This is a genomic window from Streptomyces sp. NPDC045967 (genome assembly GCF_056430495.1).
Genome location: NZ_JBWKLE010000013.1, coordinates 29,603 through 55,515 on the forward strand (window position 1 = coordinate 29,603; position 25,913 = coordinate 55,515).

The following is a 25,913-nucleotide window of genomic DNA, read 5'->3' on the forward strand; positions in this document are numbered from 1 at the left end:
GTATGAGTCACCCGCATCCCGAATTGAAAGCCGCCCCGCCGTTGCCCGCAGGAGGGCTGAGGGTCACCGCCCTGGGCGGCCTGGGCGAAATCGGCCGCAACATGACCGTCTTCGAGCACGCCGGCAAGCTGCTCATCGTCGACTGCGGCGTGCTGTTCCCCGAGGAGCACCAGCCCGGGGTCGATGTCATCCTTCCCGACTTCACCTCGATCCGTGACCGGCTGGACGACATCGTCGCCGTGGTGCTGACACACGGCCACGAGGACCACATCGGCGGCGTGCCGTACCTGCTGCGCGAGCGGGCTGACATCCCTGTCGTCGGGTCCAAGCTGACGCTGGCGTTCCTTGAGGCGAAGCTGAAGGAACACGGCATCAAGCCCCGAACGGCACGGGTCCGCGAGGGCGACCGCAGGAAGTTCGGCCCCTTCGAGTGCGAGTTCGTGGCGGTCAACCACTCCATCCCGGACGGCCTCGCGGTCGCCATCCGCACGGGCGCCGGCATGGTGCTCCACACGGGTGACTTCAAGATGGACCAGTTCCCCCTGGACGACCGCATCACGGACCTGCGCGCCTTCGCCCGCCTCGGCGAGGAGGGCGTCGACCTCTTCCTCACCGACTCCACCAACGCCGAGGTCCCCGGCTTCACCACCTCGGAACGCGACCTGAACCCGGCCATCGAGCAGGTCATGCGCACCGCCCCGCGCCGGGTCATCGTCTCCAGCTTCGCCAGCCACGTACACCGCATCCAGCAGGTACTGGACGCCGCCCACCAGCAGGGGCGCAAGGTCGCCTTCGTCGGTCGCTCCATGGTCCGCAACATGGGCATCGCACGCGAACTGGGCTACCTCAAGGTCCCCTCCGGTCTGATCGTCAACATGAGGGAACTGGAGCAGCTGCCGGACAACAAGATCACCCTGATCTGTACCGGCTCGCAGGGCGAGCCCATGGCGGCCCTGGCGCGCATGGCCAACCGCGACCACCAGATCCGCATCGGCGAGGGTGACACCGTCCTCCTCGCCAGCTCTCTGATTCCCGGCAACGAGAGCGCCATCTACCGCATCATCAACGGGCTGACTCGCTGGGGCGCGAAAGTCGTCCACAAGGGCAACGCCAAGGTGCATGTGTCCGGCCACGCCAGCGCCGGTGAGCTCGTGTACTGCTACAACATCGTCAAGCCCCGCAACGTGATGCCCGTGCACGGCGAATGGAAGCACCTGCGCGCCAATGCCGACCTGGCCATCGCCACGGGAGTCGACCCCGACCGGGTCGTCATCGCCGAGGACGGTGTCGTCGTCGACCTCGTCGACGGACGCGTGTCGATCACCGGCAAGGTCCCGGCCGGAAACGTGTACGTGGACGGCATGACGGTCGGCGGCGCCACGGAGGCTTCCCTCAAGGACCGCGTCACCCTCGCTCAGGAAGGCGTGGTCACCGTCGTCGCCATCGTCGACGCCAACACGGGCAAGCTGGCCGAGGCCCCCGACTTCCTGGCCCGCGGGTTCGAACACGACGACACCACCTTCGCACCCGTCATCCCGGTGATCGAAAAGACCCTCGCCACCGCCGCGGCGGAGGGTGTCGGTGACGCGGTGCAGCTCGAACAGCTCATCGCACGCGCGGTGGCGTCCTGGGCGTTTCGCACCCACCGGCGCAAGCCCCTCATCATTCCGGTGATCATCGACGCGTAGCGCTGAGGCGGACTCCAGCCTGCCGTGACAGCCCCGAGCCCCCGCTCGTGTCGCCTTCCTTGTGGCGGTCAGGGGGCCGGTGGCGGTCATGGGATAGAACGGGCTCCGGTGTGGTTCCGGATGTTCGCGGTGATGGGGTGACGCAGATGGCGGTGCCGAGCGGGGACGACGAGTGCCGCAAAGGTCCTGGGCGCCGGCTTTTCCTGGGGTTCGCCGCTGCCGCGCTCACTCCATGGCCGGCCGGTACGGCGGCGGCCGCGGCGGCCGCCCCCAGCCCTGCGGACGCCGCCTGCGGAGTCCGCAGCGGGCGCGCGCTCGATGTGAAGGCCGAGAACGCGCTGCCCGGTTCTCCTGACTGGCGGATCACCCGCGCCGGTCCGAAGGCTGCTGTGGAGGGCTTCGCGGACCGTGTCAGTGTCCGCCCGGGCGAGTCGTTCGCCTTGCGGGTGTCGACGACATCCGCGTCGTACACCGTCTCCGCGTACCGGATGGGCTGGTACGGCGGTGCCAGAGCCCGTCTGGTCTGGAAGTCGGCTGCCCTGCGCGGTGTCCTCCAACCACCGGCGAAGCTCGACCCGGGCACGCGGATGGCGTACGCCGACTGGGCGCCGACGGCAAGGGTGGACACCTCGGGATGGCCGGAAGGCTGCTACCTCCTGCGGCTGGACACCACGGACGGCCGGGCCCAACGCTATGTGCCCGTCACCGTCCGGTCCCCCTCGGCCGCCGGCCGTACCGTCGTGGTCAACGCGGTGGCCACCTGGCAGGCGTACAACCGGTGGGGCGGCGCGGACCTCTACAGGGGCTCGACGGGCAAGCCGGGATCGCGGTCCCTGCAGGTCTCCTTCGACCGCCCGTACGCCAACAGGCAGGGGGCCGGCCAGTTCCTCGTCTACGAGGCGCCCCTGCTCGCCCTCGCCGAGCGCCTGGGCATCCCCCTGGCGTACACGACGGGCCTGGACGTCGCCCGCGATCCGCATGCCCTGTGCGGGGCGGCCGCCATGGTCTCGCTCGGCCACGACGAGTACTGGAGTCCCGAACAGCGCCGCCGCGTGACCCGGGCGCGCGACGGAGGGATGAACCTGGCCGTGCTCGGCGCCAACTGCTGCTACCGCCGGATCCGCTGGGCCCCCTCCCCGGCCGGGCCCGACCGCGTCGTGGTCTGCTACAAGCAGGACTACGCCCTCGACCCCGGCTTCCAGCGGGGCAGTGCGCCCACCAACGACTTCAGGAGCGGGCCCGTTCCCGACCCGGAGAGTTCACTGCTCGGCGTGATCTACGACGGCTATCCGGTCGACGCCCCCTATGTCGTCTCCCGTCCGGACCACTGGCTCCTGGCAGGCACCGGGGCCCGGGCCGGCGACTCCTTCCCGCACCTGGTGGGGATCGAGTTCGACCGGGTCCATCCGTCCTTCCCGGCGCCGGGGCCGGTCGAGGTCCTCGCGCACTCGCCGGTGGTGTGCAAAGGGAGGCCGTCGTTCGCGGACACCGCCTACATGTCCCTGCCGGGAGGGGCCGCGGTGGTCGCCACGGGCACCATGCGCTGGGTCGAGGCCCTCGACGCAAGCGGAACCGGAAGCGGCAAGGCGAACCACGGCCTGGACGCACGCGCCGGGCACTTCACCCGGACGGTCACCGCCAACGTCCTACGGACCTTCGCGCAGGGCCCGGCGGGGCGGACCGAACCCCGAACGTCCCATGGCGGGACGGTCGATCAAGCCTTGCACGACGGCGGCATCGGGCCGGTCCGGGACGCGGTCGACCCCACCTCGCAGCCCGGTGCAGCGGGCTGAGGAAAGGCGGCCGGTCAGGCACCCGCCCACGCGTCGAAGAATGCCTTCCGTTCCGCCGGGTCAGCTGATTTGCGGTCCGCGTGCAGGACACGCCAAGCAGTGAGTTCGAGGTCACGGAGCCACAGCTCGCCGATGACCTGCGTTTTCAAGTCCGGAAGGTGGTCGGATTCGGCGAGTGCCTGACCGAGGACCTCGCCGGCTGCGAGACGCTGGGGCGGGGTCATCTCGTCGACAGCCGAGAGGATCTGCCCGGCCAGGTCGGCGCCTTCTCCGGACAGTGCACTCAGCACGCACGACTTGATGTTGGCAGGAAGCAAGTAGAGGGAGCCCGAGGACCTCCAGAGGTCCGACCAGAAGTTCTCCCCGGCCTCGGTGGGGGCGGGGAGAGCGGCGAGCAGTCCGAGGAGATGCGCGGTGGCCGCGTACCCGTCGGAGTGGGCCGATGCGATGACGGCGATGTCCGCGACCCGCTCCACGTCGATTCGGCCGGCGTCGCGGCGCGGGTCCAGCCCCAGTCGCTGTTCCAGCTGATGGGACAGAGGGGCGGACTCGTGGGAGCGGAACTCGGGAAGCATCGGCGGTCCTTGAGCGTAGGAGAGCGCAGTGGCCCGTTCGGAAACTCTGATCGTTCCCTTGCCCCACCGGATTACACGAATTCCACGGCCTGTGTTTGCGGGCACGTCATCGGGTGATCGCCCGCCGCAGTGTCAGCGCCGAGGTTCGCCGGCGTCGCGCTCGTGGGCGTTCTCCATCGCCCACGAGCGGAAGAGAGCGAGCGCCTCGGAGAGGTTGCCCGGTCCGCACGAGGCATGGAAGGCGTTGCCAGAAGTGCGTGCCATGACCCAGTCGTTCTTGCTGCGCTCGAGGTCCTGGCGGGGGAAGGTCCCAGTCCTCGTCGCACTGTGCGGCGTACCAACCCTGCAGCCAGTCGAGGACGTGCTCGGCTTCGCTCATGGCACGCCATGCCAGGTCACCCGCAGGTCGCGAAGGAGGCGCGGCCGGTCCGAGCAGGCGGTCAGCGGCCCGAGCGGGAACTCACCGTCCTCTAGGGCGGAATCTGTCCTAGATGCCCTCTACTGTCCTCACATCACGCAGGACCACAGGAGGGATCGAGGCCATGCATCACACTGCGCCCGAGGGCTGTACCAGCGTTGCGCCGTGGGTGGTCACCGACGACACAGGTGCGCTGATGGACTTCCTCACCGTCGCGTTCGGCGGTGAGGAGATCGCACGGGTGGCGGTCGAGGACGGCACCATCGGCCACGGCGAGATCCGAGTCGGCGACACGGTCGTGTTGGCCTTCGACCGTCGGCCCGACTGGCCGGTGATGCCCTCGCTGTTGCGGGTCTACGTCCCGGACGCGGACGCCGCGATGGGGGCTGCTGTCGCCCACGGGGCACAGGTGATCACTGAGGTTGCCGACAGTGCGTGGGGGGATCGCGGCGGCAGGGTGAAGGACCCCTTCGGCAACATCTGGTGGGTCATGAGCCGGGTCGAGGACGTCGCACCGGACCTCGCCTGGAAGCGCATGTCCGAGCCGAAGTACGCCGAGGCGATGCGCACGGCCCAGGAGACCCTGGACGCCGCGCTCAGCGGTCGCACGGCAGGAGTGGCCAGCGCCCCGCAGCGCCCAACTCACTGACAGCCGCACGGCTGCGTCCTGGCTGGTGGCCTCGGCCAGGGCTGCCGGCGCCCAGGGCGGCCACCTGGTCCCAGTGGCGACGTCCCCCGTGCGGGCATACCTTCGGATCATGGAACGGGCAGGCGACGAGGCGGCCGTCGAACCACGGCGCGGCCTGTCCGCCGGACCGGTCGCCCTGGCGTGGCTGACCCAGTTCTTCGTGGGAACCGACCTCTTCGTCGTGGCACCGCTGCTTCCCGTCATCGCCACATCCTTCGATGTCAGCGCAGCGAGCACCGGTCTTCTGGTGACAGCCTTCTCGATCGCCTACGTCGTGGCCTCACCTCTCGCCGGATGGATCTCGGACCGGTGGGACCGGGCCAAAGTCCTGGTGTGGGCCTTGGTCCTGTTCTCGTTGGCCAACGCAGGTACCGCCCTCGCTCCGGATTTCGGTCTGCTTCTCGTATCCCGCGTCGTGGCCGGAATCGCGGCAGCCGCAACAGGCCCGACCGTCTATGCGCTGGTCAGCACTCGTGCCCGGCCGCAGGCGCGAGCCCAGGTCCTCGCCGTCGTCGGATCCGGTCTGCTGACCGCGCTGTGGGTGGGCGCCCCCGCAGGGGCCCTGCTGGGGCGGCACGTAGGGTGGCAGGCCGCCTTCGTCATGCTGGCAGCCGGCACCCTCGTCCTGGCCGTCCCCCACGCCTTCGTCTGGCGCTCCCGGCCCGTCATCGAAGCCGCCGGCCAACCCCCCACTCGCCCGCAGCCGGCGCGCCCGGCCCGTACGGGCGCCGCGGCAGCAGCCGTGACGGTCACCGCCCTGTGGGCGTTCGCCGTCTACGGGATGTACACCTTCCTCGCCGTTGCGCTCCACGGCGACGGCAGGGCCGGCGCCGTGACCTGGCTGCTCGTCGTCTACGGAGTCGGCGCCGTCGTGGGAGGCCAGTTCGGAGGCCGCATCGCCGACCGGGCCGGTGCCGTGCGGGTCACGGCGACGGCACTGGTGCTCACGGCCGTACTGGAAGCCGCCGTCGCCCTGCTCTACCCGACCACCTGGGCACTGGCCTGCGCACTGGGACTCTTCGCGCTGGCGGCGTACGCCTTCTTCCCCGCTCAGCAGCGCCACCTCGTCGACCTGTTCCCCGCACGCGCGACCGCAGTGCTGTCGTGGAACAACAGCGCACTGTTCATCGGCCTGTCCGTCGCAGGAGCAGCGGGAGGGCAGATCGTGCACGCCTTCGGCTACCAGACACTCGTCTACATCTGCGCGGCTGTGGCACTGCCGGCCTGCCTCCTCGCACGTGGACGGCCTGCCCACGCCCTCCGCCACACCCGCACCACACCCGCACCACAGACGAACGCTGACGGACGCTGACGGACGCGGCTTCGGCGAGTGCCGCCGTGCCCGGCGCCCGGTCAGGGGTGCTCCGGGTCCGGTGGCTCATGCTGCGTCGAGCCACGGTTCACGTGCGTTCTCGATCTGATGGTCCTGGCGCCCCCTGGCCCGTGCCCCTTCCGGCGGAGTCTGCACACGAGGGCGCCCGGCCGCATGGAAACGGGCCGGCGGAGCACATCTCCTGCATGGGAACAGTGGTGCACGTACCGCAGACGAGGGACATGATCGGTGACGAGTTGTCCGGAGACGAGGCGTGGACCGCGCTGCGCCGCTACGGGGGCCGCCGGCTGGCGTCAGACGCGTTCCTGCGTTTCCGGTACGCCGACGGTTTCAGCTTCGCGCGGGCCCTGGCCTTCCAGTTGGTCATCGGGATGGTGCCGCTCGCCATCGCCCTGGTCGGGGTCTCGGCGGCAGTCCACACCGAAAGCGTCGGACGGTTGATCGAACTGACCTTGGCAGAGATCGTTCCGGCGGCCAGCGCCGAGCTTGTACGCGAGGGTTTGCTGACCACCCGCACGCATGCCGGTGCCGACACGGCGGGCACCGTGGCCATGTGGTTGGGCCTCGGTTTCGCCGTGCTGAACCTCGCCTCGGCCATGGGCCAGATCGAGCGGGGCTGCAACCGCATCTACGGGATCGAACGCGACCGGCCGTTCCTGAGGAAGTACGGCCGCAGCCTGCTGCTGGCGGTCGGTGCGGGCGGGCCGCTCGTGCTCGGCTTCCTCGTGACGGTGGCCGGCGGGGCGGTGGGCACGGCGGTGACGGAGGTGTTCGGCCGACCCGGGGCATGGCTGAGCTGGTGGGATTGGGGCAAGGTCCCGGTGGGCGTGGCACTCGCCTGCATGGCATCGGCGGCCATCCTGCGCTGGGCGCCCCGGCGTGACCAGCCCGGTTACACGTGGCTGGCGTTCGGATCCGTCGTACAGCTCGTCCTGTGGATCACGGCTACCTGGCTGCTGGCCCTGTACGTGGGCCACAGCGGGTCCTTCGGTTCGTTGTACGGGCCTCTGACAGCCCTGATGGCCCTGTTCATCTGGGCGAACCTGGCCGGCGTCGCGCTCTTCCTGGGCGTGGCCTTCGCGGCCCAGCTGGAGGCCGCCCGGGCCGGCATCACCAGTCCCGTGCATCCGGATCCCGGCTCCGGGCCCTGACCGACCGGCCGACTGGCTGACCGGCCGACCGGCCGACTGGCTCAGGAGCGAGTTGGCTGCGGCGCAGGGCGTCGTGCATGGTCGGCTCGGGGCCGGGCGGTCGCCATCGTGCCTGTGCCCTGACTGGCTGAGTGATTCACGCCGATATCGGGGTAGCCCTGCGTCATGAGCGATGCGCAAGATCCGAGCAAAGATGTCGAGAACTGGGTGACCGGCGACGAGCCGGCCACCGGCCCGCAGCTGAGCTATCTGCAGACGTTGGCCCGGGAGGCAGGCGAGGAGCTGCCTCCTGACCTCACGAAGGCAGAGGCGTCGAAAATGATCGACCGCCTCCAGTCCGCTTCGCCCCGTACTGCGGGTAACACCGCTTCGGACACGCCAGACGCCGGAGCCGCCGGTGGCGCCGGTGGCGCCGGTCGGTAGGCGGGCTCCCGGATCTATGGAGAAGGTGCCGTACCCCGGGCCGCACCCGAAGCAGGCCTCGGGTGCGGCCCGACCCGCCCGCCAAGGGCGGGCGGGCGGCGTGCAGGGTCAGTGCCGCTGAACGACGTCGGGTATGAGGCCGCGCCGTCCTTTCGAGTCCGTCCTGACCGACGCGGCCTGGCAGCTGCGGTACTCGGTCACCGAGCCGCACCCGGACCAGGTGGAGCCGGCCGGGCTGGAACGCGCGCCGCGGTCGATGTTCGAGCAGGAGCGCCCGCGGCGGGTTCGAGCTGGAGTTCACCTGCCAGACCATCGGGCACACACCGGTCTACGAGCTGATCTTCCGCGCTGCCGGGGCTCCTCTCAAGCATCGTCAAGCACCCGGGCGCACCGGGTCGTGGTGCGGCTGGAGGTCGTCGATGACGGCTCGGGCATCGCGCCGGGGCTGCCATGCCGCCAAGGCCGCGGAGGGCCACGTCGGGGTGTCGTCGCACCGGGGGCGCGTGGAGGGGATGAGTGGCCGCTTCTCCCCGGAGAACGTCGCGCCGCACGGCACGGTTGCGGTCGTCGACGTGCCGGTGGCCGCGGCGGTCGGCCGGCCCTGAGGACGTGCTCCGCCCCGCCCGGACACCTCCCGGCGCGGCGCGTGCGCGGGCTCGGCGGCGGGTTGGACCGTTCTGATGGGGGGCGTGGCGTATCTCGTTCGGTGACCGAGCACCACGGACTTCAGAGCCGAACCCGGCTTGCCTCGGGCCGCGGGACTGAGGGCGGAGCTCGCCGCTGAGGCGTCCGGCTGTCTCGGCAGGCTTCGACCGGCGCACCATGTCGTCGCAGAGCCGCAGACGTCAGGACCTGGACATGGTCGCCCAGGCCCTCAAGAGCCGACAACGCAGACGCTCGGCTGGGAAACCCCAGCCGAGCGTCTTTCCGAACTGCCCACCCCCGGAGATCAGTGATCACGTGGTGCGTCGCCCCTTGACGAGGCCCCACGCGCCGCGCCCGCAGCGCATGATCATCGGAAGTGCCTCTCAATTGCCCGAACCATTTCCGGAGTCGTTTCCGGAGTCGTTCCCGGAGTCCTGGCCGGGGTTGTTCTCCGAGTTGTTGCCGGAGTCCTTGCCGGGCTCGTTCCCGGGGTTCTGCCCCGAGTCGTTCCCGGGATTTTGGCCCCGCTCGTTCCCGGAATCCTTGCCGGGCTGGTTCCCCGAGTCCTGGCCTGGTGCCTTGCCGGGGTCGTTACGGGGGTCCTTGCCGGGTTCGTTCCCGGAATCCTTCCCCGGGTCGCTACCGGGGTCCTTGCCTGGCTCCTTGCCCGGGTCCTTTCCTGGGTCGTTCCCGGTGTCCTTGCCCGGCTCGTTTCCGGAGTCCTTTCCGGGATCGTTTCCCGTGTCCTTGCCCGGCTCCTTGCCAGGGACGTTCCCGGTGTCCTTGCCGGGATCGTTGCCGGTGTCCTTGCCCGGGTCCTTTCCTGGGTCGTTGCCGGTGTCCTTACCCGGCGGCTCCTTGGCCGGCTCGTTCCCGGTGTCCTTGCCAGGGTCCTTGCCAGGGTCCTTGCCCGGCTCCTTGCCCGGGTCCTCGCCCGGCTCCTTGCCGGGATCGTTCCCGGTGTCCTTCCCCGGCTCCTTGCCCGGCTCCTTGCCGGGGTCCTTCCCCGGGTCCTTGCCGGGGTCCTTGCCGGGATCGTTCCCGGTGTCCTTCCCCGGCTCCTTGCCCGGCTCCTTGCCGGGGTCCTTGCCCGGGTCCTCGCCCGGGTCCTTGCCGGGGTCCTTGCCGGGATCGTTCCCGGTGTCCTTCCCCGGCTCCTTGCCCGGGTCCTTGCCCGGGTCCTTGCCAGGGTCGTTCCCGGGGTCCTTGCCCGGGTCCTTGCCGGGGTCCTTGCCCGGGTCCTCGCCCGCGTCCTTGCCGGGGTCCTTGCCCGGCTCCTCGCCCGCGTCCTTGCCGGGGTCCTTGCCCGGCTCCTCGCCCGGGTCCTTGCCGGGGTCCTTGCCCGGCTCCTTGCCGGGGTCCTTCCCCGGGTCCTCGCCCGGGTCCTTGCCGGGGTCCTTGCCCGGCTCCTTGCCGGGGTCCTTCCCCGGGTCCTCGCCCGGGTCCTTGCCCGGCTCGTTCCCGGTGTCCCTGCCCGGCTCCTTCCCGGGGTCCTTCCCCGGGTCCTTGTCCTTGTCGTGCTCCTTGACCTCGTCCCTGTCGAGGGGCTTGTCGGCTGATCCGGGATGGGGTGGGGGCAGCACCGGGTACGGCGAGTCGGGTGTCTGGCCCTTGGGGAGAGGGACCTCGTGGTCATGCCTTCCCTGCACATCGCCGCTCGGGCGCTCGTACCACCCCTTGCGGTCGTGGTCGAACAGCGTGACGGTCTTGACCGGCTTCTCGGCGGGTCTGACCGCAACGAGGCCGGAGGACCGGTACGAGGACCACTCCTTGCCGTTGTACGTCTGCTTGCCCTTGACCGCCACGGGCGGGGCCAGGGGGTTGCCGCAAGCGCAGCGGACGCGGGGTACGCCTCGGTCGTCCACCAGGACGGGCGTGCCGGCCTGCAGCACCGCCTGGTAGCTGGTGGCCGCCTCGTTCTTGTACCCGTGGTTGGTGACCCGGGTGTCCCAGCTCAGCCGAACCGGAGTCAAGGAGCGCAGATAGGAGGGGATCTCGGGCTGCCGGATGTTCAAGGGGGCGGCGAAGGCCTTCCCCTTGGCCGGGTGCTGGGTGAGGAACGTGATCTGCTTCTCGACGTCGCAGCTCGCGACGTTGCGCGTGCCCCCGTACAGACCCGGATACCCGCCGTTGACCTCCAGGGCGCGCGTGCCGCCGCTCCTGGTGCCGTTCGTCGACTTTCCAGCGGCCGCGGGTGTGACCGCGGCGTCCTGGGACTCCGTGGCCGTCGAGGGGGTGAACGGATCGGGGCCGGCCGCCGAGGCGGGCTGGAGGAAGACCTCTCCGCCGGCTGCCTGGTTCCCGCCCATGAGCGTGAAGGCCAGGACCACCGCCGTCGCCATTACCACCGCGGTGCCGGCACTCAGGACGGCTTTGCGCGACCGCCACCCGTGAGCCGGTCCAGCGCGGCGCGGGCCCGGCCCATCCGGCTCACCGGCCGGCGGGCCAGGGGGCCCCGGCGGGGGCGGCGGCCCGGGCGGTGGCGGCCCGGGCGGTGGCGGTGGCTGATGCATCGGCCGACCGGACAGCGGACCGGACGGGGGGCCGGTGGGCCGCTCGGACGACGGAGGTAGGGAACTCACGACACTCTCCCCCCGACATAGGACATCGGGAAAGTGATGGCAATCCGCATTGCTCGCTCCTTATCGCCATTATGGCCTTCACGCCCTCGAGGCGTGGATCATGGAATTTCCGGTCTCGCGAAAAGCATGGGGCGACGGCCGGACGGGCCCGTCTCTTCACGAGCCCGACACGGGTGGACCGGCTGTTGCACGAGCCCACGCCTTGATTAGGCCCCCGCCCCTCGGGTCGCGTCATGCCGCGAGCTTTCGGGGCTTGACAAGCTCGCAGGACGTGCCGGAAACCCGGCTTGCCGTGGTCCACGGGGCTCGGATCTGTGAGTTCGCCCCATTTTCAGCTCGGCCATGAGCGGAGCCGAGCACCGCACGGGAGAGATCAAGGAGACCCGCGCCGTCGAGCCGGTGCAGGATCTCCTCATGCAGCGGGCCCCCGCCTTCGACCCTCGACGGACACCGTCTCGGTCCTTTCGGTTGCCCGGCGTGGTGCCGCAACGGGTCCGAAAGCAAGAGGGGCGGCCTGCGGGAGGGTGAGAGGCTCGCCGCCCACCCGGTCGCCGCCATCGCCGCCGACGTGGACGAGCGCGCGAGCGACGTCCTCGGGCTCTTCCCAGGAAGCGACTCCCTCGGCGCTCGCCCCGGTCCCCTACCTCCCGCAGACCGGAAGGAAGGACTACCCGGTGCTCCCGCGCAGGAAGGCATCAAGCCGTTCGGCGAAGCCCGGCGCCGCGGCGACGAAGTGGCCGGCCCCCGGATGCACACCGCGCTCACCCCCGAGCGCGTCCGCGAGGGCGTCACAGATCCGCTCGAGCGCGACCGAGTGGTCCCCCGACGCGACGAGCGCCGGGACGCCGGTGCGCCGGATCGCGTCGAGCCGTGGGCGTGCCTCGCTGGTCGGCCGACTGCCGTGCGCCCGCCGGACGCCCGCGATCACGCCCTCGGGGAGCGGTCCGTCGCCGACGCCGATGGGCGCGCCCGCGAGACGGAGGAACTCCCGCAGCTCGGTCGGGTCCATGTCCATCCCGTGGGTGAGGACCGCATCGCCGATGCGCTCGAGCCGCGCCACGTCGGGATCGTCAGGGACCAGGTAGTTGAGCGGCGGCTCGATCACGGTGAGCGAGCGCATGGCGCCCGGAGCGGCAGCGGCCGCGATCAACGTCCCGAGGACGCCGTAGGAATGGGCCACGACGTGGGGGCGGCCGACGAGCAGCGGCGCCAGGTCGTGGGCGTCGACCTCGAAGTCCTGACGCTCCTGGGGCGGTGGACTCGGCGGGTATCCGCGGCGATGGACGTACGCGAGCGTCCACCGGTCGGCCAGCGGAGCGAGAGCGCCCCACGTCGTCCGTGGGCCGGCGCCGCCGTGCACCAGCAGGACCTCCGGCCCGGAGCCATCGCGCACCACGACGATTTCGCCCACGGCAGCGAGCATAGCGGCACCGGTCCCCCGCCACCGGACCGTTGCCCCACGGGCCGTGGCGGGCGGTGAGGTCGAGCAGGGCGATGTTCGAGCAGGCTGCCGCTCGAGCAAGCCGGCGTTCGCGCCGCGGGGGTCGTGTTCCCCGTGCCGCGCAGGTCGTCGCCCAGGGGCAGCAGGTCGCCGGGCAGCGGCAGGGCGGTGGGCATCGAGCACCGGGTGCGCTCCGGTGTCCCCTCGCGGCCGGCGAGGCCCCACGACAGGTAGAGCTCGGCCAACTCCCGTACCGTTCCGGGTTCCGGGAAGGAGGCGGCGCGTGGCATCGCGCCGAACTCCGCCCAGCGTCCCGCCTCGTACGCGCCGCAGGAGATGTCGGCGGCCACCGGCGCATGTCCGGCGGCGATCTCGACGGTGCGCTCACCTTCTCGTGGCCCGATGAGGAAGGGAAACACGAGGAAGCGCCGCAGGACCGAGAGGCATCCGCAGCTCTTCCTGGGAGACGGCCGGAGGTCCGCAGCGTACGCACGGGGGCGCGGCACGTGTGCACGGTCGCCGACGCCGCCCTGCGTGCCGGCCGGGCCGGGGCCACCTGCCTCCCGCAGGACATTCTCCGGGCAGCCGAACCCGTCCGGTAGGGCGAGCTTCCCGTTCAACGCCTTCGGAAGCGCTGGTCCGGCACACCCCTGAAATCCATTGGCAGCGATGCCTGGGGAGCGAGCAGTATCCCTGGTCATGACCCTGCTGACTCACTGGCCGCTTTCGGGCCTGCGATTGACCACACCGCGGTTGGAGCTGAGGTTACCGACCCTGGATGATCTCGGCGCGCTGGCTGCGCTGGCTGCGGACGGTGTGCACGACCCGGCGGTGCAGCCCTTCACCGTGGCGTGGACCGATGTCGCGCCCGAGCAACGTGCCCGCAGCGTCCTGCAGTACCACTGGCGCTGCTGGGGTGAGTGGCAGCCGGAGAACTGGAAGCTGAACCTGGCCGTCGTGCGCGACGGCGTTGTCGTGGGTACGCAAGGGCTCAGTGCCCGGGACTTCTCGGTTCGTCGTGAGGTGAGCACGGGCTCCTGGCTGGGCAGGGCCCATCACCGCCACGGCCTGGGCACCGAGATGCGCGCGGCCGTTCTCCACCTGGCCTTCACGGGACTCGGTGCACACCATGCCGTCTCCGGGGCGTATGACGACAACGCAGCCTCGCTGGCGGTCTCACACAAGCTCGGCTACCGCGAGGACGGCATCGAGCGTCATGCCGTACGCGGCAGACCCGCCGTGTTGCGCAGGCTCCGCCTCACAGCTGAACGGTGGCACCCGCGCGAACCGGTCCCGGTGACGATGGAGGGGTTGCCGGAGTGCCTGCCGTGGTTCGGCCTGGCGTGACCGGGGATCGGCTCGGGCCGCTGAGCCTGCTGGCTACAAGCTCGGCGCCCGGTCGGTCACGGGGTCAGGGAGCCGGTCAAGGCGCCCGCCAGGTGGGCGAATGCAGTGCGTTGCCGGTCGGTCAGGGCGGCGTGGAGCGGTGCCTGCAACTCGTCGGTGAGTCGCTCGGCCCGCTGCCACCGGGGGACCAGGGGCGCGGCGACGGGATGGGGTCCTTGCCAGCCGTAATGGGTTGCCTGCTCGGCGCCGAGGTTGACGACCATCGCCTCTCGGGCGCTCAGCCCGCACATGCGCACCGCCGCCAGATGGCAGGCGCCACGGTGTTCCGGCAGGACGTGGATGCGCTACATCGCCGCACCGACCGGATCGTCGTCGGAGCGGGGTTGCGCTCGCCAGCCGGCGAACAGGGGCAGCGCGTCGGCGTCGGCGGCGTCGGTCAGCTGCTGCGCCAGGCGGTTGAAGTGCTCCACGTCGACGTCGGTGGGGATGTGGGCGCGCCCCCAGGTCCGGACGGCCCGTGCGTAGCAGGCGGCGGCATCCTCCGGTGGCATCACGGGCCGTCCGGCCCGCCAGCCTGCGGTGACCAGGGCAGGACCGAGGAAGCCCTGTACCGCTTGGACCACTGACGCCGGCGCCTCGCCGAGCACCCCGAAGCGACCGCGGCAGTAGAAGCGGCGCCCCCGGGGGGAAACCGGCCCGCATCCCCACGGCGGCGGTCGTCTCGTCGGACATGGATTCGTCGCGTCGCCGAAGTCGCCGTCGCCGCCCGCGGCTCCATCGCCGTGGCCGCCCAGCACTGGCGCTGTCCGCCGGCGCCGTCTCCCAGCAGCTCGCCGCGCTGCGGCGGGACTGGGAGTCGATCTGCTGCGCCCCGACGGGCGAACCGTGGCGCTGACCGAGGCGGGGCGCGTGCTCCTCGAACACGCCGACCGGATCCTCGCCGCCGTGCAGGAGGCCGAGAGCGCCGTCGCGGCGGTCAACGACACGGTCGGGGCCAGCGCGACGCTCGCCGCGCTGCCGTCGACCGTCGCCCGGATCGTGGCCCCTGCCCTGACCGCGCTGGCCTCACGCCACCCGCAGGTTGCCGTGACCTGTCTCCTCACCGACCAGGCCCAACTGCGAGAACTCGCCCTCGGCTCCGTCGACATCGTGCTGGGGCAGCGCTGTCACCACCTGTCCGATACGGCGCCCAAGGGCGTCGCGGTCTCTCCGCTGCTCGACGACCCGCTGCTCGTCGTCACCGCGGCCGACGGGGCGGACGAAGCCGGCGAGGGTGAGGCCGACGCCGACGTACGGCCCGTCACGTGGGGGGAATTGGCCTCGCACACCCTTGTCGTGCCGCCACCGACCACGGACTGCGGACAGGCCGTCCTGCACGCCTTCCACCAGGCCGGCCTCACCCCCGCGCCGCGCTACGTCACCGCCGACATCGCCGCCCAGCTCGCCCCCGCGCGGGCCGGCCTCGCCACCGCGCTCGTTCCCCGGACGGCCATCGACCCGGCTGTGCCCGGGATCCGCACGGCGGCCGTCGGCGCGGCACTGCGCACAGCGGCGCGGCGGGCGGGCCGGACCACGCACCTCCCGGCGGTTTAGGACAGGCCGTCGAGCGGCCGGAGGAAGCGGCGCTCGTACCGCCTGATGCAGCGGGTGTCACGGGCCAGCTGGAACGCTTCCCGGCACTCCGGGTCGGACATGCTGTCCGTGCGGTACTGCTCGTACGCGGCCATGCTGGGGAAGGAGAAGAGGGCGTAGGCGATGTCGCTGTCGCCCTCACTCGGCAGGAAGTAGCCGTGGTGCGTCCCGCCGAAACGGTTGACGAGCCGAACCCAGCGGCGACCGTACTCCTCGAAGTCCTCGAGCTTGTCGGCGTCGATCTCGTACTTCAGATGAATGGTGATCATGCCTGCATGATGCCGTGCGACGCTTCGCGCCCTGCGCCACGGAGTGCGGTGACGAGTCCTGGATCGCCGGCCGCAGTGGCACGTACCGGACGCGGGCGGTGCCTCCGTCAACCGGGCGGTGGGAAGAGCAGCGGCGGCACCTGTCCAGCGAGAACCGCACGGCGCCCGCGCGGGACGACCGGGTAGGACCAGCCGACGCCCTTTCCGCCCGCTCAGCCGATGGTGACGACGCGGGCCCATGCGGGCGGGCCGTCAGGGACGTAGTCCGGGTCTTCCTCGCTCACGGTGCGCGCAGCGCGGGGGAAGAGCCCGACCACCGTGCGGCAGGGCGGCTGTGCGGAGGGCCAGGGTGTCTGGCCGTCCGTCAGGGCGACGATCACGTCCGGGCGGGGGCGGGTGCGGAGCGCACGGGCGAAGCCGGACCGCAGGTCCGTACCGCCGCCGCCGATCAGTTCCAGGTTCTCGGCCCGGCACAGCGGTACGGCGACGCCCGCCGCCGCGTCGCAGGAGATCACCGAAACCAGGTCGCGCCGCCCGCCCACCGCCCGTGAGATCGCCGCAACCTCCAGCAGCGCGCCGCCCAGCTCGGCGTCGCTCACCGACCCGGAGGTGTCGATCACGACGCAGACGCGGGGCGGCATCCGGCGCAGGCTCGGCAGCAGGACGCCGGGGACGCCGGCCGAGCGGCGGGACGGACGCCGGTAGCTGTGGTCCTCACCCGCCCCCGGCGCGCCCGCGGCCGCGCGCAGGGCCGCGCCGAGCAACTGCCGCCACGGTTGCGGGGGGTGGAAAGCCTTGTCGGCCCAACGGCGCCACCCCTCCGGAGCGTCCCCCGGCCGGCCGGTGATCGCCTGCGCCACCCGGAACCGCACCGCGTCGCGCTGCTGCCTGCTCAGGGCATGCGCTCCTTCGGGGCCCAGCTCCCAGGGCCGCGCGTGCCCGTCGGCACCGCTGCCGCAGTCCAGCCAGGCCAGCCGTGGTGTGCGGCCCGCCATCGAGAACCGCCGCAGGTACTCCTCCATGAGCAGCCCGTCGGGCAGGCCCAGCATCGCGGGGAGCACCACCCCCGCCGGCTTCGGCAGGCCGTCGCCGTAGATGTCGTCGTTGATCTCGAAGTCGGCCGCCACGTTCTGCCGCAGCCGCTGCCCCGGTCCCTGTTCCCCGTGCTCCCGGGCGTACCGTGCGCCGCGCTCGTGGTGGTCCCGGAGCAGGTGGGAGACCTCGTGCACCCAGACGCCCGCCAACTCCTCCAGCGGAGTCCGCGATACGAAGGACGGCGAGACGTAGCAGCGCCAGTACGCGTCCACCGCCATGGTCGGCACCGACCGGTCCTCCACCACGTGGAGCGCGAAGAGCGCGCCGGCGAGATACGGTCGGACGGTGACCGCGTACAGCCTCGCGGCCAGCAACTTGTCCATGTCCAGTGGCACTACGGGCCCGGTTGGTGAGCCGGGAACTGCGGCTCGCACCGGCCTCGGCGGCGGGGGCGGGGACATCGGGCGCGGCAGCGGGCGCGGCCGCGGCTGCTTCGCGGCCCCGGTCATCGGCCCGCACCCGCCGCGGGCTTGGCGCCGGCGCCCGCCGCGGTACGCGCCACCGACTCCTGCGCGCGCCGGGCGAGGCCGACCACCGCGGCGAGGCGCTCCATCGTCTCCGGGACCTCCCAGCCGTCGCGCCGCAGGGCGGCCAGCGCTTTCGCCGGGGCGACCAGCAAGTCCGGTGCGCCGGTCTCCAGCGCCCTGACCAGCACCGCCCAGCCCGCCTCCCAGCGTTCCCGCTCCGGGCGCGCCCCGACGGCGGCGACCACCGCTTCCAGCGTGGCCTGGCGCAGGTCGCCGCGCTCGGGCAGTTCGGCGGCGCCCGGATCGGCGAGCAGTGAGTCCGGGTCGGGCAGCTCCATACGGTCGATGTGGGCGAGCAGTTCGAGGCCGGGCCCGTCCCCCACCGCGCCCCGGACCAGCAGCGCCAGCACGTCCCGGGATATGGAAGCCGCCGTTCCGAAGGCGAGCAGCGTCATCGCGGCCTCCCAGCTACGGGGCGAGGGCCAGGCGCCGCCGCGCCGCGTCTCGGTGGTCGGCAGCCGGTGGATCAGCGTCGGCCGGGCGGTCAGGAAGCCGCACACTGCCCGGCGGGCGAACGCCACCGCCTCCGCCAGCCCCACCGGGTCGAGCCGGGGCAGTTCCGCGCGCGGCCAGACCCCGCCGAGACCGCGTACCACCACGTCCCGGTCGTGCACCCAGTACAGGTGCACGAACCGGTTCGCCAGCGGCGGGCTCAACTCCCAGCCGTCCGCGGCGGACGCGCGCGGGTTTGCGGCGGCCACGATCCGTACGCCGGGCGGCAGTTGGAGCGCGCCGACCTTCCGCTCCAGGACGACCCGCAGCAGTGCGGCCTGGACGGCAGGGGTGGCGGTGGACAACTCGTCGAGGAAGAGCAGCCCCCGCCCGGCGCGCGCCAGCTCCACGGCCCACTGCGGCGGTGCCATGGGCACACCGTTCGCTGCCGGGTCCTCACCCAGGATGGGCAGTCCGGAGAAGTCGGTCGGCTCGTGGACGCTGGCGATCACGGTGGTCAGCGGCAGATCGAGGGAGGCGGCGAGCTGGGTCAGCGCGGCCGTCTTGCCGATGCCGGGCTCGCCCCAGAGCAGGACGGGCAGGTCGGCCGCGACGGCCAGGGTGAGCGCCTCCAGCTGTTCGTCGGGGCGCGGTTCGGTCGCGGTCGTACGGAGGAGGGTCAGGAGGTCTTCGGAGAGGGAGAGCTGCGTACGGTCGGCCGCAGGCGGCGCGGGCAGGGGCAGGATGGTGCTCGAGGTCATGGGGTCACCTGGGTGTTGTCGGGGACGGGGGTCCGTCCGGGATGTCGTCGTTCAGCGGCGTACGACGGCGTGGGCGTCGTACGTACGGTGCGGTGCGTGCGGTACGTGCGGGACGGCGGTAGGGGCGGTACGGCGGTAGGGGCGGTACGGCGGCACTTGCGGCCCGCTGCGGAGTCGCGTCCGGTTGCCGGGCCAGGTCCGCCCCGGCCCGGCCCGGCCGGTAGCCGGTATGAGTCAGTTGCGGGGCGGTCCGGCGAGACCGTGCGGCCGACCAGGTCGGCGGACGCGAGCACGGCCGCCACGGGTCTTCAGCGCCGCATACCGGTCCGGGGCCGACCACGGCTGCCCTGCTTCCGGCTCAACTCCCTTGGCGTGCGGCGGCCGGGCCGTGGCCGGTAGCCCCTGTCCCCCGTGGCAACGGCGGCGGCGGGATGCACCGGTACCAGCCCTGAACGGAAGCACCCGTGGTCGAGGCGGCCGGCCACCGCCGCTTGCAGCGCTTCCCGCAGGGGCCCTTCGCGCAGGACGGCGCCTGGTCCGAGCAGCCCTTCGACCACGGCCAGGGCCCCGGCCACGTCACCGTGGCCAAGCCGCTCACGAACGGCGGGCAGCGCCTCGGGGCTGCGGTGCACCGCGTCAATAGCCCTCAGGCAGGGCAGTCCAGGCCCTCCGAGCGCCATGAGCAGTTCCTCACGGGCCAGTTGGGCCGGATCGTGGTCGACCGCCGTCAGCGTCCCGTCCCGCAGCGCGATCCGGTGGACCTTCCCCAGGCACTCGACCCGGTGCGGATCCGTGGGGTCGGGAGCCGCATCGTCCGCAGGCTTTCCGGGACCGCACACCGCCAGCGGGCTGGAGGCGGGACCCGCGATCCCGAGGGCGGGCAGCGCTGCCGCGACCAGCGGGTGCAGCCGTTCGGCACGGAGCAGTCCGGCCCGCAGCAGCTCCAGGTCCGGAAGCGGTCGGGCAGCGGCCTCCGGAAGCACGGGGAGCGCCGCGATCTGCTGCGGCGGCAGGGGCTGCCGTACCGGTCGGAGAACCGGGGCGTGGCTGTCGTCGGGGGCGACGAGTTCGAGCACGGAGCGGTTGCGCGCACCGAGCCGCACGGTGAAGGCCCCGCGAGGCAGGCCCTCGGCTCGGAGGAGCAGTTCCGCCTCGTCGGCCCAGTGGTCCGGCGGCCACGGAGGTCGGTGGTGGTCGGCGGGTCTGTACAGCGCCTCCGCCCCGCACCTGCGGGCCAGTTCGGCGCTCCGCGCGGCGTCCCAGAGGTGCCGGTGCAGGTCGAGGCGGAAACGCCGGTCGGGGTGGGGATGCGGATGGTGCTCCGCTGGGCCGTCCCGCGACTCGTCCCAGAGCGCCAGGGACATCCGCTGGCCGGCGTCCGCCCAGGCGGGCGGCGTTCGCACGACGAGCTGCGGTGCGACGGCGCTCGGGTCGCCATAGCGGGCGAGCGCAAGGGTCAGGCCGGGTCGGAGCCGCCCGTCGGGGGCGATCCGGGGCATGTGCCAGCGCAGCAGATCCGGCGCCAGTCGGCGGAGATCGGCCCGGAGGCGGGTGGCGAGGTCGGTGCCGTAGCGGTTGCGCACGGCGGGCACATCGAGATCGACGTCGATCCGGGCGACGGCGCAGGCCCCGGCCCAGTCGCCGGCCGCACGGCGCGCGGCCGCGTTCTCGATCATGGACGGTGGCACGGCGTACTCGCGTACGCGCTGCCACATCAACAGGCGGGCGGGAATCGGTTCCACGAAGTGAGGTGCCATCAGCACTCACCTTGCGTGGACGATTCCCCCAATCCGCAGGAGAGGAAGGTGTTCATCGCCGGCATCATATGCACCTCCCGGATGATCTGTCAGGCATTAAATCGTGGGGTCGGGCCCTGTGCGCCTGCTCGCGGCGGAGCGACGACGGAGATGGATCGGCTGCCCATGGCCCCGTCCCCCTTCGCGAGCCGCCTGACCAGCGGTCAGGCGGGCGACGCACCCCTTGCGCGGATGCCTTGGCCGACCTGCCCGCTCCGCGTCGCCGTCGACGGGCGCGGACCGGCCCGGACGCAACCCTCACCGCCCAGGCGTGCACTTGCCGCGCGATCCGCGAACTCGAGCGAAGAGATGCTCGGCAACGAGGGGGCCTCCGGTCCGGCTCAATGGGCTCTCCAGGGGCGGGCGGGACATTGTCCGGGACCTGTTCGACGCACCCTTGGAGGTTGACCCGTGTTCACATCCGTCTTCGAACCGCACGTGGAGGCACACCCCGCACCCCGCCTGCCCGCACGGGCCCGCCGGGGCACGGCACAGGGCCTGCTCCTCTCGAACGCGCTCGTGAGCCCCGCCTCCGCCGAGCGGTCATGCGCGCGATGCTGATGGCGGCCATCGCCGACAGCGCGCCGGGGACCGGAAACGACACGACGATGGCTTCGTCCGACCAGGAGATCCGGGTCGCCGGCACGGAGCGGTCCTACGCGGGGTCGACTGGGGACGTGTAGCCGGGCCACACCACGGGCGGGAACCGGTGTGCGTGCCGCCTTCGGGTTTCGCGGGTGAGGAACGAGAACCCCGAGACGAGTGTCGCGATGAACGACAGCCCCATGACGATCACCGCCAACACGTCACCGGTGTAGGTCACGAAGAACAGCCACATGACCGACGAGGCCGCTCCGGCGGCCAGCAGCAAGGCGACCCTGGCACCGTGATCGAGCCTCCTGCTCACCACGACGAGGAAGTAGCCGAGGACCGCGCCGGGCGTGACGGCGACCAGGAACCCCGCGGCTACGAAGATGAGAAGGGCTATGACCATGTCGAGCGACCTCCGGGTCTGACGGCAACCGGTGACATGAGCAGCGCGGATGCACCCCGCCCGCTGCCGGTTCCCCTGACGCTCATACTGCCAGACTGTTTGAACGTGTTCAATCAGTACGTGGAGGGGGCCGTCGGCGGGATACGACGACCCGTCAGCCGATCTGTTCGGCCAGGGCGAGGATGATGCCCGAGGGGCCGCGGAGGTAGCAGAGACGGTAGAGGTCCTCGTACCGCGCGACCTCACCGAGCAGTTGGGCGCCATGGGAGCGCAGACGGGCGATGGTGTCGTCGATGTCGTCGACAGCGAACATGACCCGGTGCAGGCCCAGCGTGTTCGGCGGCGGGTTGGGCGACCCGCCGCCGATCGCCTCGGGGGCGCGGTACTGCGCGAGCTCCAGCTTGCCGTGGCCGTCCGGGGTGCGCATCATCGCGATGTCGCTGCGGACCCCGTCGAGCCCGACGGCCTGGTCCGCGAAGAGGCCCTCGATCTGCGCCGTGCCTTCGACCTCCATGCCCAGTTCGGTGAAGAAGGCGACGGCGGCGTCCAGGTCTTCGACCACGATGCCGACGTTGTCCATCCGCTGAAGCGTCATGGTGTTCTCCCTCTGCGTTGCGCGGCGCTCCGAGAACCTCGGTAGACCACCGGTATACCGAGGACGGAGCCGGCGGGCCGTCCTCGACACCCCTCGATGAGCTGACGCGTGCGCCGCCGTCACCTGCCGTCCGCCTCTGGAGCCCCTGCGTATAGGCAGACAGCAGCCGAGAGGAGAGGGGGACCCGGCGGCCCCGGGGCCTTGCGGACGGGTGGCTACGTCGCCCCCGCCGCCGCCAGTACCGCGACCGGGAGGAGCAGGATCCACTGCGGCAGGCGCAGGAGCGGTCTGGACCAGCCGACGGACAGCGTGACGGCCAGGAAGACCGCCGCGTACGCGATGAAGTGCGCGGCCACGAACCATGCCACCAGGCCGGCACCCCGCGTGCCCTCCGACCCTGCGAGGTAGAGCAGAGCAACTGCGGAGAGCGCCAGGTCGCAGCTCACCATGTGCCACACGGCGTGCAGGACACGCTTGGGTTCGTCCGCGAGCCCGCAGGTCAGCAGCGGGCGCACCACGTCGCGGTGGCCGGCGACGACGTGCACCGCGGTCACGCCGAGCGCGGTGATCCCTGCTGCGAGAAGCCAGCCGTTCATCGGACCTCGATCCCTTGGGCGATGACAGCGGCCAGCTGCGCGGCCAGCTGCGGGCCCGGGTGCTCCCCGACCAGTCCGATGTGGAAGAACACGGCTCCTGCCAGCGTGTCCAGGACCAGATCCACGGGCGTTTCGGCCGCGATCTCCCCGCGCTGCGCGGCGCGTTCGAAGACGACCAGCAGGCGTTCCTTCGACGGGGCCAGGAAGTCGCCGCGGATGCGCGCCTGGAGTGCGGGGTCGGCGGCGAAGTCGGCGAGCAACCCCGGGAGTGCCGCGGCGGCGGCAGGCGCGCGGAACTCGTCGATCAGGCCCTGGAGCAGCACGGTCAGGTCCCCGACCAGCGTTCCGGTGTCCGGGGGCGGCGTGTCGTCGGTGGTCGTGAAGACGGCCTCGAAGACCAGCTCGGGCTTGCCCGACCACCGCCGGTAGATCGTGTCCTTGCCGACTCCGGCCCGCGCGGCGACCGCTCCGATCGAGGTGACGGCGTACCCGACTTCGACCACCAGCTCCGCCGTCGCGCCGATGATCGCCTCGTGCGATCGGGGATCTCTGGGACGCCCTCGGGAGGACGAAGAGGAACTCATGGCATTTACTTTACGGGTCGACCCGTAGGGAAACAAGGGTGTGCCCGCGCGCCTTCCACCCCGCCCGGCGGCGACTCGGCCGGAACGATCTCGCAGAACTCCGCACCTTCTGCACCGCCGCCAAAGCCGACGCCGTGACCGGATGCGATCCAGGGCCTCCGACCCCACTGCGAACGGCGCGTGTGCCGGGCCCCCTCAGCGCAACGGGAGCCTGGGGCCGTGTCCGTGCAGGTGGGACATGAGCAGGACGACGGCCACCCAGGCGCCGACCCCGATCCACGCGAGGGCTTCGGACCCGGCGAAGCTACCCGTGACGAGCAGGGCGAGCGTGGCCAGGAGCAAGACCATCATGACGGCTTGGCGCCCGCGCCCCGGCCGACCGCCTTCCGACCGGGCCCTGCCTTCGTTCAGCTCGCAGACCAGTTGGTCCCAGGCCGCCGTCTCCCGTGCCGTCAGCTCGCTCCCGGCCAACTCCGCCTCCACACCCGTGTCCGGACTCCGATGAGCGGATGCCCCGCACCGGCCCGACCCATGCACCTGACCACCGGGTCGGGTGGTCGGCGCAGCACGGGCGTCGGATCCGGGGGCGGGATGCTGCACCCGTTCAGGCGAAAGCCGGACGAAACCCACTCCTCGCACCGCGGGTGGAGGCAGGGTCGGTGCGAGGAATCCGGCTCGACGAGAGGTAGGGGACGTTGCGTACGAGGCGTGTCGGAACGATCGTCAGCGCGGTCGCGCTGACCATCCTGACCATCCCGACCAACGCGCAGGCCGCTGCGGTGGCCTGTGGCGGAGGAGTGTCGACCGGCCGCGTGGCCGTCAACGGCTGCATCAGCGCCCAGCGCGGTTCGGTCGGCGAGTTCCCCACCCGGGAGATCACGGCGCACATCAAGGCGCGCAACACCGGCCCGAAGGCCGTGAACGTCTCGTACGAAGCGTTCTTCCGGGTCGTGCAGGGTGGCCACTGGGAGAAGGTGGGCAGCGGCCGCACCCGCGTCGGGGCCGGCGAGACCGTCGGCCCGCTCGAAGTGGGCAGCACGACACGGGTGTGCGGCCCCGTGAAGGTCGAGATCCGCGTACACGCCCGGGCCGACGGCGGCGCCTGGAGCGGCTGGTCTCCCGCGTCCACCAAGCAGTGCCAGACCTGAGCGGCAACGCGTAGGCCGCCACCTCCCTCTCGGAGGTGGCGGCCCTCGGCACGTCAACACCGCAACGCGTCGGCACTCGCGAGCGCGTCAGCGCATCAGCGCGTCAGCACTCGCGCAGGCCCGGCGCGGGGTCGACCGACGTGTGGACGTCCACGGCCGGGACGTTGCCCCACTGGCCGTTGTCCAGCTTGGTCCAGTACCAGACGTTGTTGCCGCCGGCGTGCTGGTCTCCACGGCCCCAGCACTGGAACCAGCTGGGGCTGGTGTTCAGCGGCCCGCGCACGGCGGAGTTGTACCGCCGGTGCTCGTAGCCCTTGGCGCCGATGCGGTTGCCGCACCACAGCTTGCCGTCGGCGCGGACGCCGCATTCGGCGGCCGCGCTGGTGCCGGTGGCGGGCGTCGCCACGGCCGGTCCGGTCGCGGCGACCGTGCCGCCCGCGAGTGCGGCGGCGGCGAGGCCCAGGGCGATCTTCTTGCCTGTGAACATGTCTTCTCCTCGGAAAGGGGCTCTCTGGCGAGCCGTGTGATGGGTGTGCGTGATCGGTGGTCGTAGGGGGCGCGCTCAGCGGCAGGTGCGTACGCCGTCCAGCCAGGCGGGGCCCTTGATGTAGATGTTGGTGATCCACGAGCCGTACTCGGGCAGGTAGGACCAGGCGTCGTTGGTGTAGCCCTCCGCCGTCACCGGTTCGGCGCGCTGCTGGCACTCGATGCGCACGGTCGTCGGGCCGGGGAACCGGTGGACCCGCGGGCTCGTGGTGGACGGCTCCTCGTGGGTCCACACATCGGTGCCCCAGGTGCTGAACGTGCCGGGAGCCGACGCGGCGGCGATGCGGACCGCTCCCGCGTAGTCCCCGCCCAGCCGTACGTCGCTGACGGTGATCCGGGTGCCCGACTCCCGGGCCTCGACCATTTTTCCGGCGCCGAGGTAGATCGCGACGTGGCGGACGGAGCCACCCGAACCCCAGGCGAGCAGATCCCCCGGCAGCAGGGGCGCGGTGCCCTGCGCGGCCGTGAAACGCTGCCTCACCTGCGGCGAGTTGAACTGGTGGTAGGCGTTGCCCGGGAGTGGGTCCCCGCCGGCCGCACGGGCGTAGGCGTACCGGACCAACCCCGAACAGTCGAAGCCCAGCCGCTCCGGGTCGTGCGCGCTGTCCGGGTCGCTCGGGTCGACCTGACCGTACGTCGGCCCCGGCTGAGGACCGTGGCCGCCGCCCCAGGTGTACCAGACGCCGACCTGTTCGCATGCGGCCCGTACGGCCGCCTCCGCCACGGCGGAAGCCCCGGGGGCGAGCACAGCGCACGCCCCCGCCGACTTCGGTGCCGCGGCCACCGGAGTACCGTGAACACCCTGCCACGCTGCCAGCAGGGCCACCGCCGCCACTGCCGCTCCGACCGTTCTC

At 71.8% G+C, this 25,913-nt stretch carries 27 protein-coding genes and 1 pseudogene; 10 read left to right on the top strand and 18 right to left on the bottom strand.

The window, feature by feature from the left end; genetic code table 11:
• Positions 1-2 precede the first annotated feature (2 nt).
• Positions 3-1,688: a ribonuclease J gene (locus AC07FY_RS23260; RefSeq protein WP_479009144.1), complete on the top strand. Its 1,686-nt coding sequence runs from the start codon at positions 3-5 to the stop codon at positions 1,686-1,688.
• A 146-nt stretch (positions 1,689-1,834) separates the two neighbouring features.
• On the top strand, positions 1,835-3,481 hold the full coding sequence (locus AC07FY_RS23265; RefSeq protein ID WP_479009146.1) for a N,N-dimethylformamidase beta subunit family domain-containing protein: 1,647 nt from the start codon (positions 1,835-1,837) through the stop codon (positions 3,479-3,481).
• A 14-nt stretch (positions 3,482-3,495) separates the two neighbouring features.
• Here the strand turns inward: AC07FY_RS23265 and AC07FY_RS23270 are convergent, their stop codons facing one another.
• Positions 3,496-4,056 carry a hypothetical protein gene (locus AC07FY_RS23270; protein ID WP_479009148.1) on the bottom strand — a complete coding sequence of 187 codons (561 nt, stop codon included), beginning with the start codon at positions 4,054-4,056 and terminating at the stop codon, positions 3,496-3,498.
• 132 nt (positions 4,057-4,188) lie between these two features.
• The gene (locus AC07FY_RS23275) at positions 4,189-4,320 is read right to left on the bottom strand and encodes a hypothetical protein (RefSeq protein ID WP_479009150.1); all 132 of its coding nucleotides are present in this window, start codon (positions 4,318-4,320) and stop codon (positions 4,189-4,191) included.
• Positions 4,321-4,598: 278 nt separating this feature from the next.
• On the opposite strand from AC07FY_RS23275, the gene AC07FY_RS23280 reads away from it, so the two are divergent.
• The 5 genes from AC07FY_RS23280 (at position 4,599) to AC07FY_RS23300 (ending at position 8,674) form a co-directional block, all read left to right on the top strand.
• Positions 4,599-5,123: a VOC family protein gene (locus AC07FY_RS23280; protein ID WP_479009152.1), complete on the top strand. Its 525-nt coding sequence runs from the start codon at positions 4,599-4,601 to the stop codon at positions 5,121-5,123.
• Between the two features lie 109 nt (positions 5,124-5,232).
• Positions 5,233-6,474, top strand: a complete 1,242-nt coding sequence (locus AC07FY_RS23285) for an MFS transporter (RefSeq protein WP_479009154.1) — start codon at positions 5,233-5,235, stop codon at positions 6,472-6,474.
• 206 nt (positions 6,475-6,680) lie between these two features.
• Complete coding sequence (locus AC07FY_RS23290; protein WP_479009155.1) at positions 6,681-7,646, top strand: YihY/virulence factor BrkB family protein; 966 nt, start codon at positions 6,681-6,683, stop codon at positions 7,644-7,646.
• A gap of 165 nt (positions 7,647-7,811) precedes the next feature.
• Entirely contained in the window at positions 7,812-8,069 is a 258-nt protein-coding gene (locus tag AC07FY_RS23295) for a DUF3072 domain-containing protein (protein WP_479009157.1), read from the top strand.
• Positions 8,070-8,488: 419 nt separating this feature from the next.
• Positions 8,489-8,674, top strand: coding sequence for a hypothetical protein (locus AC07FY_RS23300; RefSeq protein WP_479009159.1), 186 nt, complete (start codon positions 8,489-8,491; stop codon positions 8,672-8,674).
• A 423-nt stretch (positions 8,675-9,097) separates the two neighbouring features.
• On the opposite strand, the gene AC07FY_RS23305 is transcribed toward AC07FY_RS23300, so the two are convergent.
• The 3 genes and pseudogenes from AC07FY_RS23305 to AC07FY_RS23315 form a co-directional block, all read right to left on the bottom strand.
• The gene (locus AC07FY_RS23305; protein WP_479009161.1) at positions 9,098-11,056 is read right to left on the bottom strand and encodes a DUF6777 domain-containing protein; all 1,959 of its coding nucleotides are present in this window, start codon (positions 11,054-11,056) and stop codon (positions 9,098-9,100) included.
• 907 nt (positions 11,057-11,963) lie between these two features.
• Positions 11,964-12,707: an alpha/beta fold hydrolase gene (locus AC07FY_RS23310; RefSeq protein WP_479009163.1), complete on the bottom strand. Its 744-nt coding sequence runs from the start codon at positions 12,705-12,707 to the stop codon at positions 11,964-11,966.
• 215 nt (positions 12,708-12,922) lie between these two features.
• Positions 12,923-13,438: pseudogene (locus AC07FY_RS23315) on the bottom strand (hypothetical protein); the annotation flags it as partial.
• Here AC07FY_RS23315 and AC07FY_RS23320 point away from each other — a divergent pair.
• A complete protein-coding gene (locus AC07FY_RS23320) occupies positions 13,437-14,084 on the top strand; it encodes a GNAT family N-acetyltransferase (protein WP_479009165.1) in 648 nt (215 codons plus the stop codon). The pseudogene AC07FY_RS23315 and the gene AC07FY_RS23320 sit on opposite strands and share 2 nt — an antisense overlap.
• Before the next feature lie 56 nt (positions 14,085-14,140).
• Here the strand turns inward: AC07FY_RS23320 and AC07FY_RS23325 are convergent, their stop codons facing one another.
• Together AC07FY_RS23325 and AC07FY_RS23330 are read right to left on the bottom strand one after the other, a co-directional pair.
• Positions 14,141-14,374: a hypothetical protein gene (locus AC07FY_RS23325; protein ID WP_479009167.1), complete on the bottom strand. Its 234-nt coding sequence runs from the start codon at positions 14,372-14,374 to the stop codon at positions 14,141-14,143.
• Positions 14,375-14,428: 54 nt separating this feature from the next.
• The gene (locus AC07FY_RS23330) at positions 14,429-15,070 is read right to left on the bottom strand and encodes a helix-turn-helix domain-containing protein (protein WP_479009168.1); all 642 of its coding nucleotides are present in this window, start codon (positions 15,068-15,070) and stop codon (positions 14,429-14,431) included.
• Between AC07FY_RS23330 and AC07FY_RS23335 the strand changes: the two genes are divergently transcribed.
• Positions 14,994-15,677 carry a LysR substrate-binding domain-containing protein gene (locus AC07FY_RS23335; RefSeq protein ID WP_479009169.1) on the top strand — a complete coding sequence of 228 codons (684 nt, stop codon included), beginning with the start codon at positions 14,994-14,996 and terminating at the stop codon, positions 15,675-15,677. The two genes, AC07FY_RS23330 and AC07FY_RS23335, sit on opposite strands and share 77 nt — an antisense overlap.
• Here AC07FY_RS23335 and AC07FY_RS23340 read toward each other — a convergent pair.
• The 9 genes from AC07FY_RS23340 to AC07FY_RS23380 all read right to left on the bottom strand — a co-directional run bounded on the left by AC07FY_RS23340 (position 15,674) and on the right by AC07FY_RS23380 (position 23,716).
• Entirely contained in the window at positions 15,674-15,985 is a 312-nt protein-coding gene (locus tag AC07FY_RS23340; protein ID WP_479009171.1) for an NIPSNAP family protein, read from the bottom strand. The two genes, AC07FY_RS23335 and AC07FY_RS23340, sit on opposite strands and share 4 nt — an antisense overlap.
• A gap of 212 nt (positions 15,986-16,197) precedes the next feature.
• On the bottom strand, positions 16,198-17,403 hold the full coding sequence (locus AC07FY_RS23345) for a vWA domain-containing protein (protein ID WP_479009172.1): 1,206 nt from the start codon (positions 17,401-17,403) through the stop codon (positions 16,198-16,200).
• Positions 17,404-17,525: 122 nt separating this feature from the next.
• Positions 17,526-18,800 (bottom strand): AAA family ATPase, encoded by a 1,275-nt coding sequence (locus AC07FY_RS23350; protein ID WP_479009173.1) that lies wholly within the window; start codon positions 18,798-18,800, stop codon positions 17,526-17,528.
• Between the two features lie 308 nt (positions 18,801-19,108).
• The gene (locus AC07FY_RS23355) at positions 19,109-20,557 is read right to left on the bottom strand and encodes a hypothetical protein (RefSeq protein ID WP_479009174.1); all 1,449 of its coding nucleotides are present in this window, start codon (positions 20,555-20,557) and stop codon (positions 19,109-19,111) included.
• Positions 20,558-21,251: 694 nt separating this feature from the next.
• On the bottom strand, positions 21,252-21,590 hold the full coding sequence (locus AC07FY_RS23360) for a hypothetical protein (RefSeq protein ID WP_479009176.1): 339 nt from the start codon (positions 21,588-21,590) through the stop codon (positions 21,252-21,254).
• Positions 21,591-21,744: 154 nt separating this feature from the next.
• On the bottom strand, positions 21,745-22,185 hold the full coding sequence (locus AC07FY_RS23365) for a VOC family protein (protein WP_479009178.1): 441 nt from the start codon (positions 22,183-22,185) through the stop codon (positions 21,745-21,747).
• Positions 22,186-22,400: 215 nt separating this feature from the next.
• Positions 22,401-22,781 (bottom strand): hypothetical protein, encoded by a 381-nt coding sequence (locus tag AC07FY_RS23370; RefSeq protein WP_479009180.1) that lies wholly within the window; start codon positions 22,779-22,781, stop codon positions 22,401-22,403.
• Positions 22,778-23,365 (bottom strand): TetR/AcrR family transcriptional regulator, encoded by a 588-nt coding sequence (locus AC07FY_RS23375; RefSeq protein WP_479009182.1) that lies wholly within the window; start codon positions 23,363-23,365, stop codon positions 22,778-22,780. Before AC07FY_RS23375 ends, AC07FY_RS23370 begins: the two co-directional genes overlap by 4 nt.
• A 195-nt stretch (positions 23,366-23,560) precedes the next feature.
• Positions 23,561-23,716 carry a hypothetical protein gene (locus AC07FY_RS23380; RefSeq protein ID WP_479009184.1) on the bottom strand — a complete coding sequence of 52 codons (156 nt, stop codon included), beginning with the start codon at positions 23,714-23,716 and terminating at the stop codon, positions 23,561-23,563.
• Between the two features lie 344 nt (positions 23,717-24,060).
• Between AC07FY_RS23380 and AC07FY_RS23385 the strand changes: the two genes are divergently transcribed.
• Complete coding sequence (locus AC07FY_RS23385) at positions 24,061-24,513, top strand: hypothetical protein (protein ID WP_479009185.1); 453 nt, start codon at positions 24,061-24,063, stop codon at positions 24,511-24,513.
• Between the two features lie 103 nt (positions 24,514-24,616).
• On the opposite strand, the gene AC07FY_RS23390 is transcribed toward AC07FY_RS23385, so the two are convergent.
• Together AC07FY_RS23390 and AC07FY_RS23395 are read right to left on the bottom strand one after the other, a co-directional pair.
• Positions 24,617-25,000, bottom strand: coding sequence for a hypothetical protein (locus tag AC07FY_RS23390; protein ID WP_479009187.1), 384 nt, complete (start codon positions 24,998-25,000; stop codon positions 24,617-24,619).
• 75 nt (positions 25,001-25,075) lie between these two features.
• Positions 25,076-25,843 (bottom strand): C40 family peptidase, encoded by a 768-nt coding sequence (locus tag AC07FY_RS23395; protein ID WP_479009188.1) that lies wholly within the window; start codon positions 25,841-25,843, stop codon positions 25,076-25,078.
• Positions 25,844-25,913: the final 70 nt, after the last annotated feature.

Excerpts from the sequence above, each read along its gene's own strand:
- AC07FY_RS23260 (WP_479009144.1), top strand. The coding sequence starts at position 3 with ATGAGTCACCCGCATCCCGAATTGAAAGCCGCCCCGCCGTTGCCCGCA.
- AC07FY_RS23265 (WP_479009146.1), top strand. The coding sequence starts at position 1,835 with ATGGCGGTGCCGAGCGGGGACGACGAGTGCCGCAAAGGTCCTGGGCGC.
- AC07FY_RS23270 (WP_479009148.1), bottom strand. The coding sequence starts at position 4,056 with ATGCTTCCCGAGTTCCGCTCCCACGAGTCCGCCCCTCTGTCCCATCAG.
- AC07FY_RS23275 (WP_479009150.1), bottom strand. The coding sequence starts at position 4,320 with ATGGCACGCACTTCTGGCAACGCCTTCCATGCCTCGTGCGGACCGGGC.
- AC07FY_RS23280 (WP_479009152.1), top strand. The coding sequence starts at position 4,599 with ATGCATCACACTGCGCCCGAGGGCTGTACCAGCGTTGCGCCGTGGGTG.
- AC07FY_RS23285 (WP_479009154.1), top strand. The coding sequence starts at position 5,233 with ATGGAACGGGCAGGCGACGAGGCGGCCGTCGAACCACGGCGCGGCCTG.
- AC07FY_RS23290 (WP_479009155.1), top strand. The coding sequence starts at position 6,681 with ATGGGAACAGTGGTGCACGTACCGCAGACGAGGGACATGATCGGTGAC.
- AC07FY_RS23295 (WP_479009157.1), top strand. The coding sequence starts at position 7,812 with ATGAGCGATGCGCAAGATCCGAGCAAAGATGTCGAGAACTGGGTGACC.
- AC07FY_RS23300 (WP_479009159.1), top strand. The coding sequence starts at position 8,489 with ATGACGGCTCGGGCATCGCGCCGGGGCTGCCATGCCGCCAAGGCCGCG.
- AC07FY_RS23305 (WP_479009161.1), bottom strand. The coding sequence starts at position 11,056 with ATGGCGACGGCGGTGGTCCTGGCCTTCACGCTCATGGGCGGGAACCAG.
- AC07FY_RS23320 (WP_479009165.1), top strand. The coding sequence starts at position 13,437 with ATGACCCTGCTGACTCACTGGCCGCTTTCGGGCCTGCGATTGACCACA.
- AC07FY_RS23325 (WP_479009167.1), bottom strand. The coding sequence starts at position 14,374 with ATGTGCGGGCTGAGCGCCCGAGAGGCGATGGTCGTCAACCTCGGCGCC.
- AC07FY_RS23340 (WP_479009171.1), bottom strand. The coding sequence starts at position 15,985 with ATGATCACCATTCATCTGAAGTACGAGATCGACGCCGACAAGCTCGAG.
- AC07FY_RS23345 (WP_479009172.1), bottom strand. The coding sequence starts at position 17,403 with ATGGACAAGTTGCTGGCCGCGAGGCTGTACGCGGTCACCGTCCGACCG.
- AC07FY_RS23350 (WP_479009173.1), bottom strand. The coding sequence starts at position 18,800 with ATGACCTCGAGCACCATCCTGCCCCTGCCCGCGCCGCCTGCGGCCGAC.
- AC07FY_RS23355 (WP_479009174.1), bottom strand. The coding sequence starts at position 20,557 with ATGGCACCTCACTTCGTGGAACCGATTCCCGCCCGCCTGTTGATGTGG.
- AC07FY_RS23360 (WP_479009176.1), bottom strand. The coding sequence starts at position 21,590 with ATGGTCATAGCCCTTCTCATCTTCGTAGCCGCGGGGTTCCTGGTCGCC.
- AC07FY_RS23365 (WP_479009178.1), bottom strand. The coding sequence starts at position 22,185 with ATGACGCTTCAGCGGATGGACAACGTCGGCATCGTGGTCGAAGACCTG.
- AC07FY_RS23370 (WP_479009180.1), bottom strand. The coding sequence starts at position 22,781 with ATGAACGGCTGGCTTCTCGCAGCAGGGATCACCGCGCTCGGCGTGACC.
- AC07FY_RS23375 (WP_479009182.1), bottom strand. The coding sequence starts at position 23,365 with ATGAGTTCCTCTTCGTCCTCCCGAGGGCGTCCCAGAGATCCCCGATCG.
- AC07FY_RS23380 (WP_479009184.1), bottom strand. The coding sequence starts at position 23,716 with ATGATGGTCTTGCTCCTGGCCACGCTCGCCCTGCTCGTCACGGGTAGC.
- AC07FY_RS23390 (WP_479009187.1), bottom strand. The coding sequence starts at position 25,000 with ATGTTCACAGGCAAGAAGATCGCCCTGGGCCTCGCCGCCGCCGCACTC.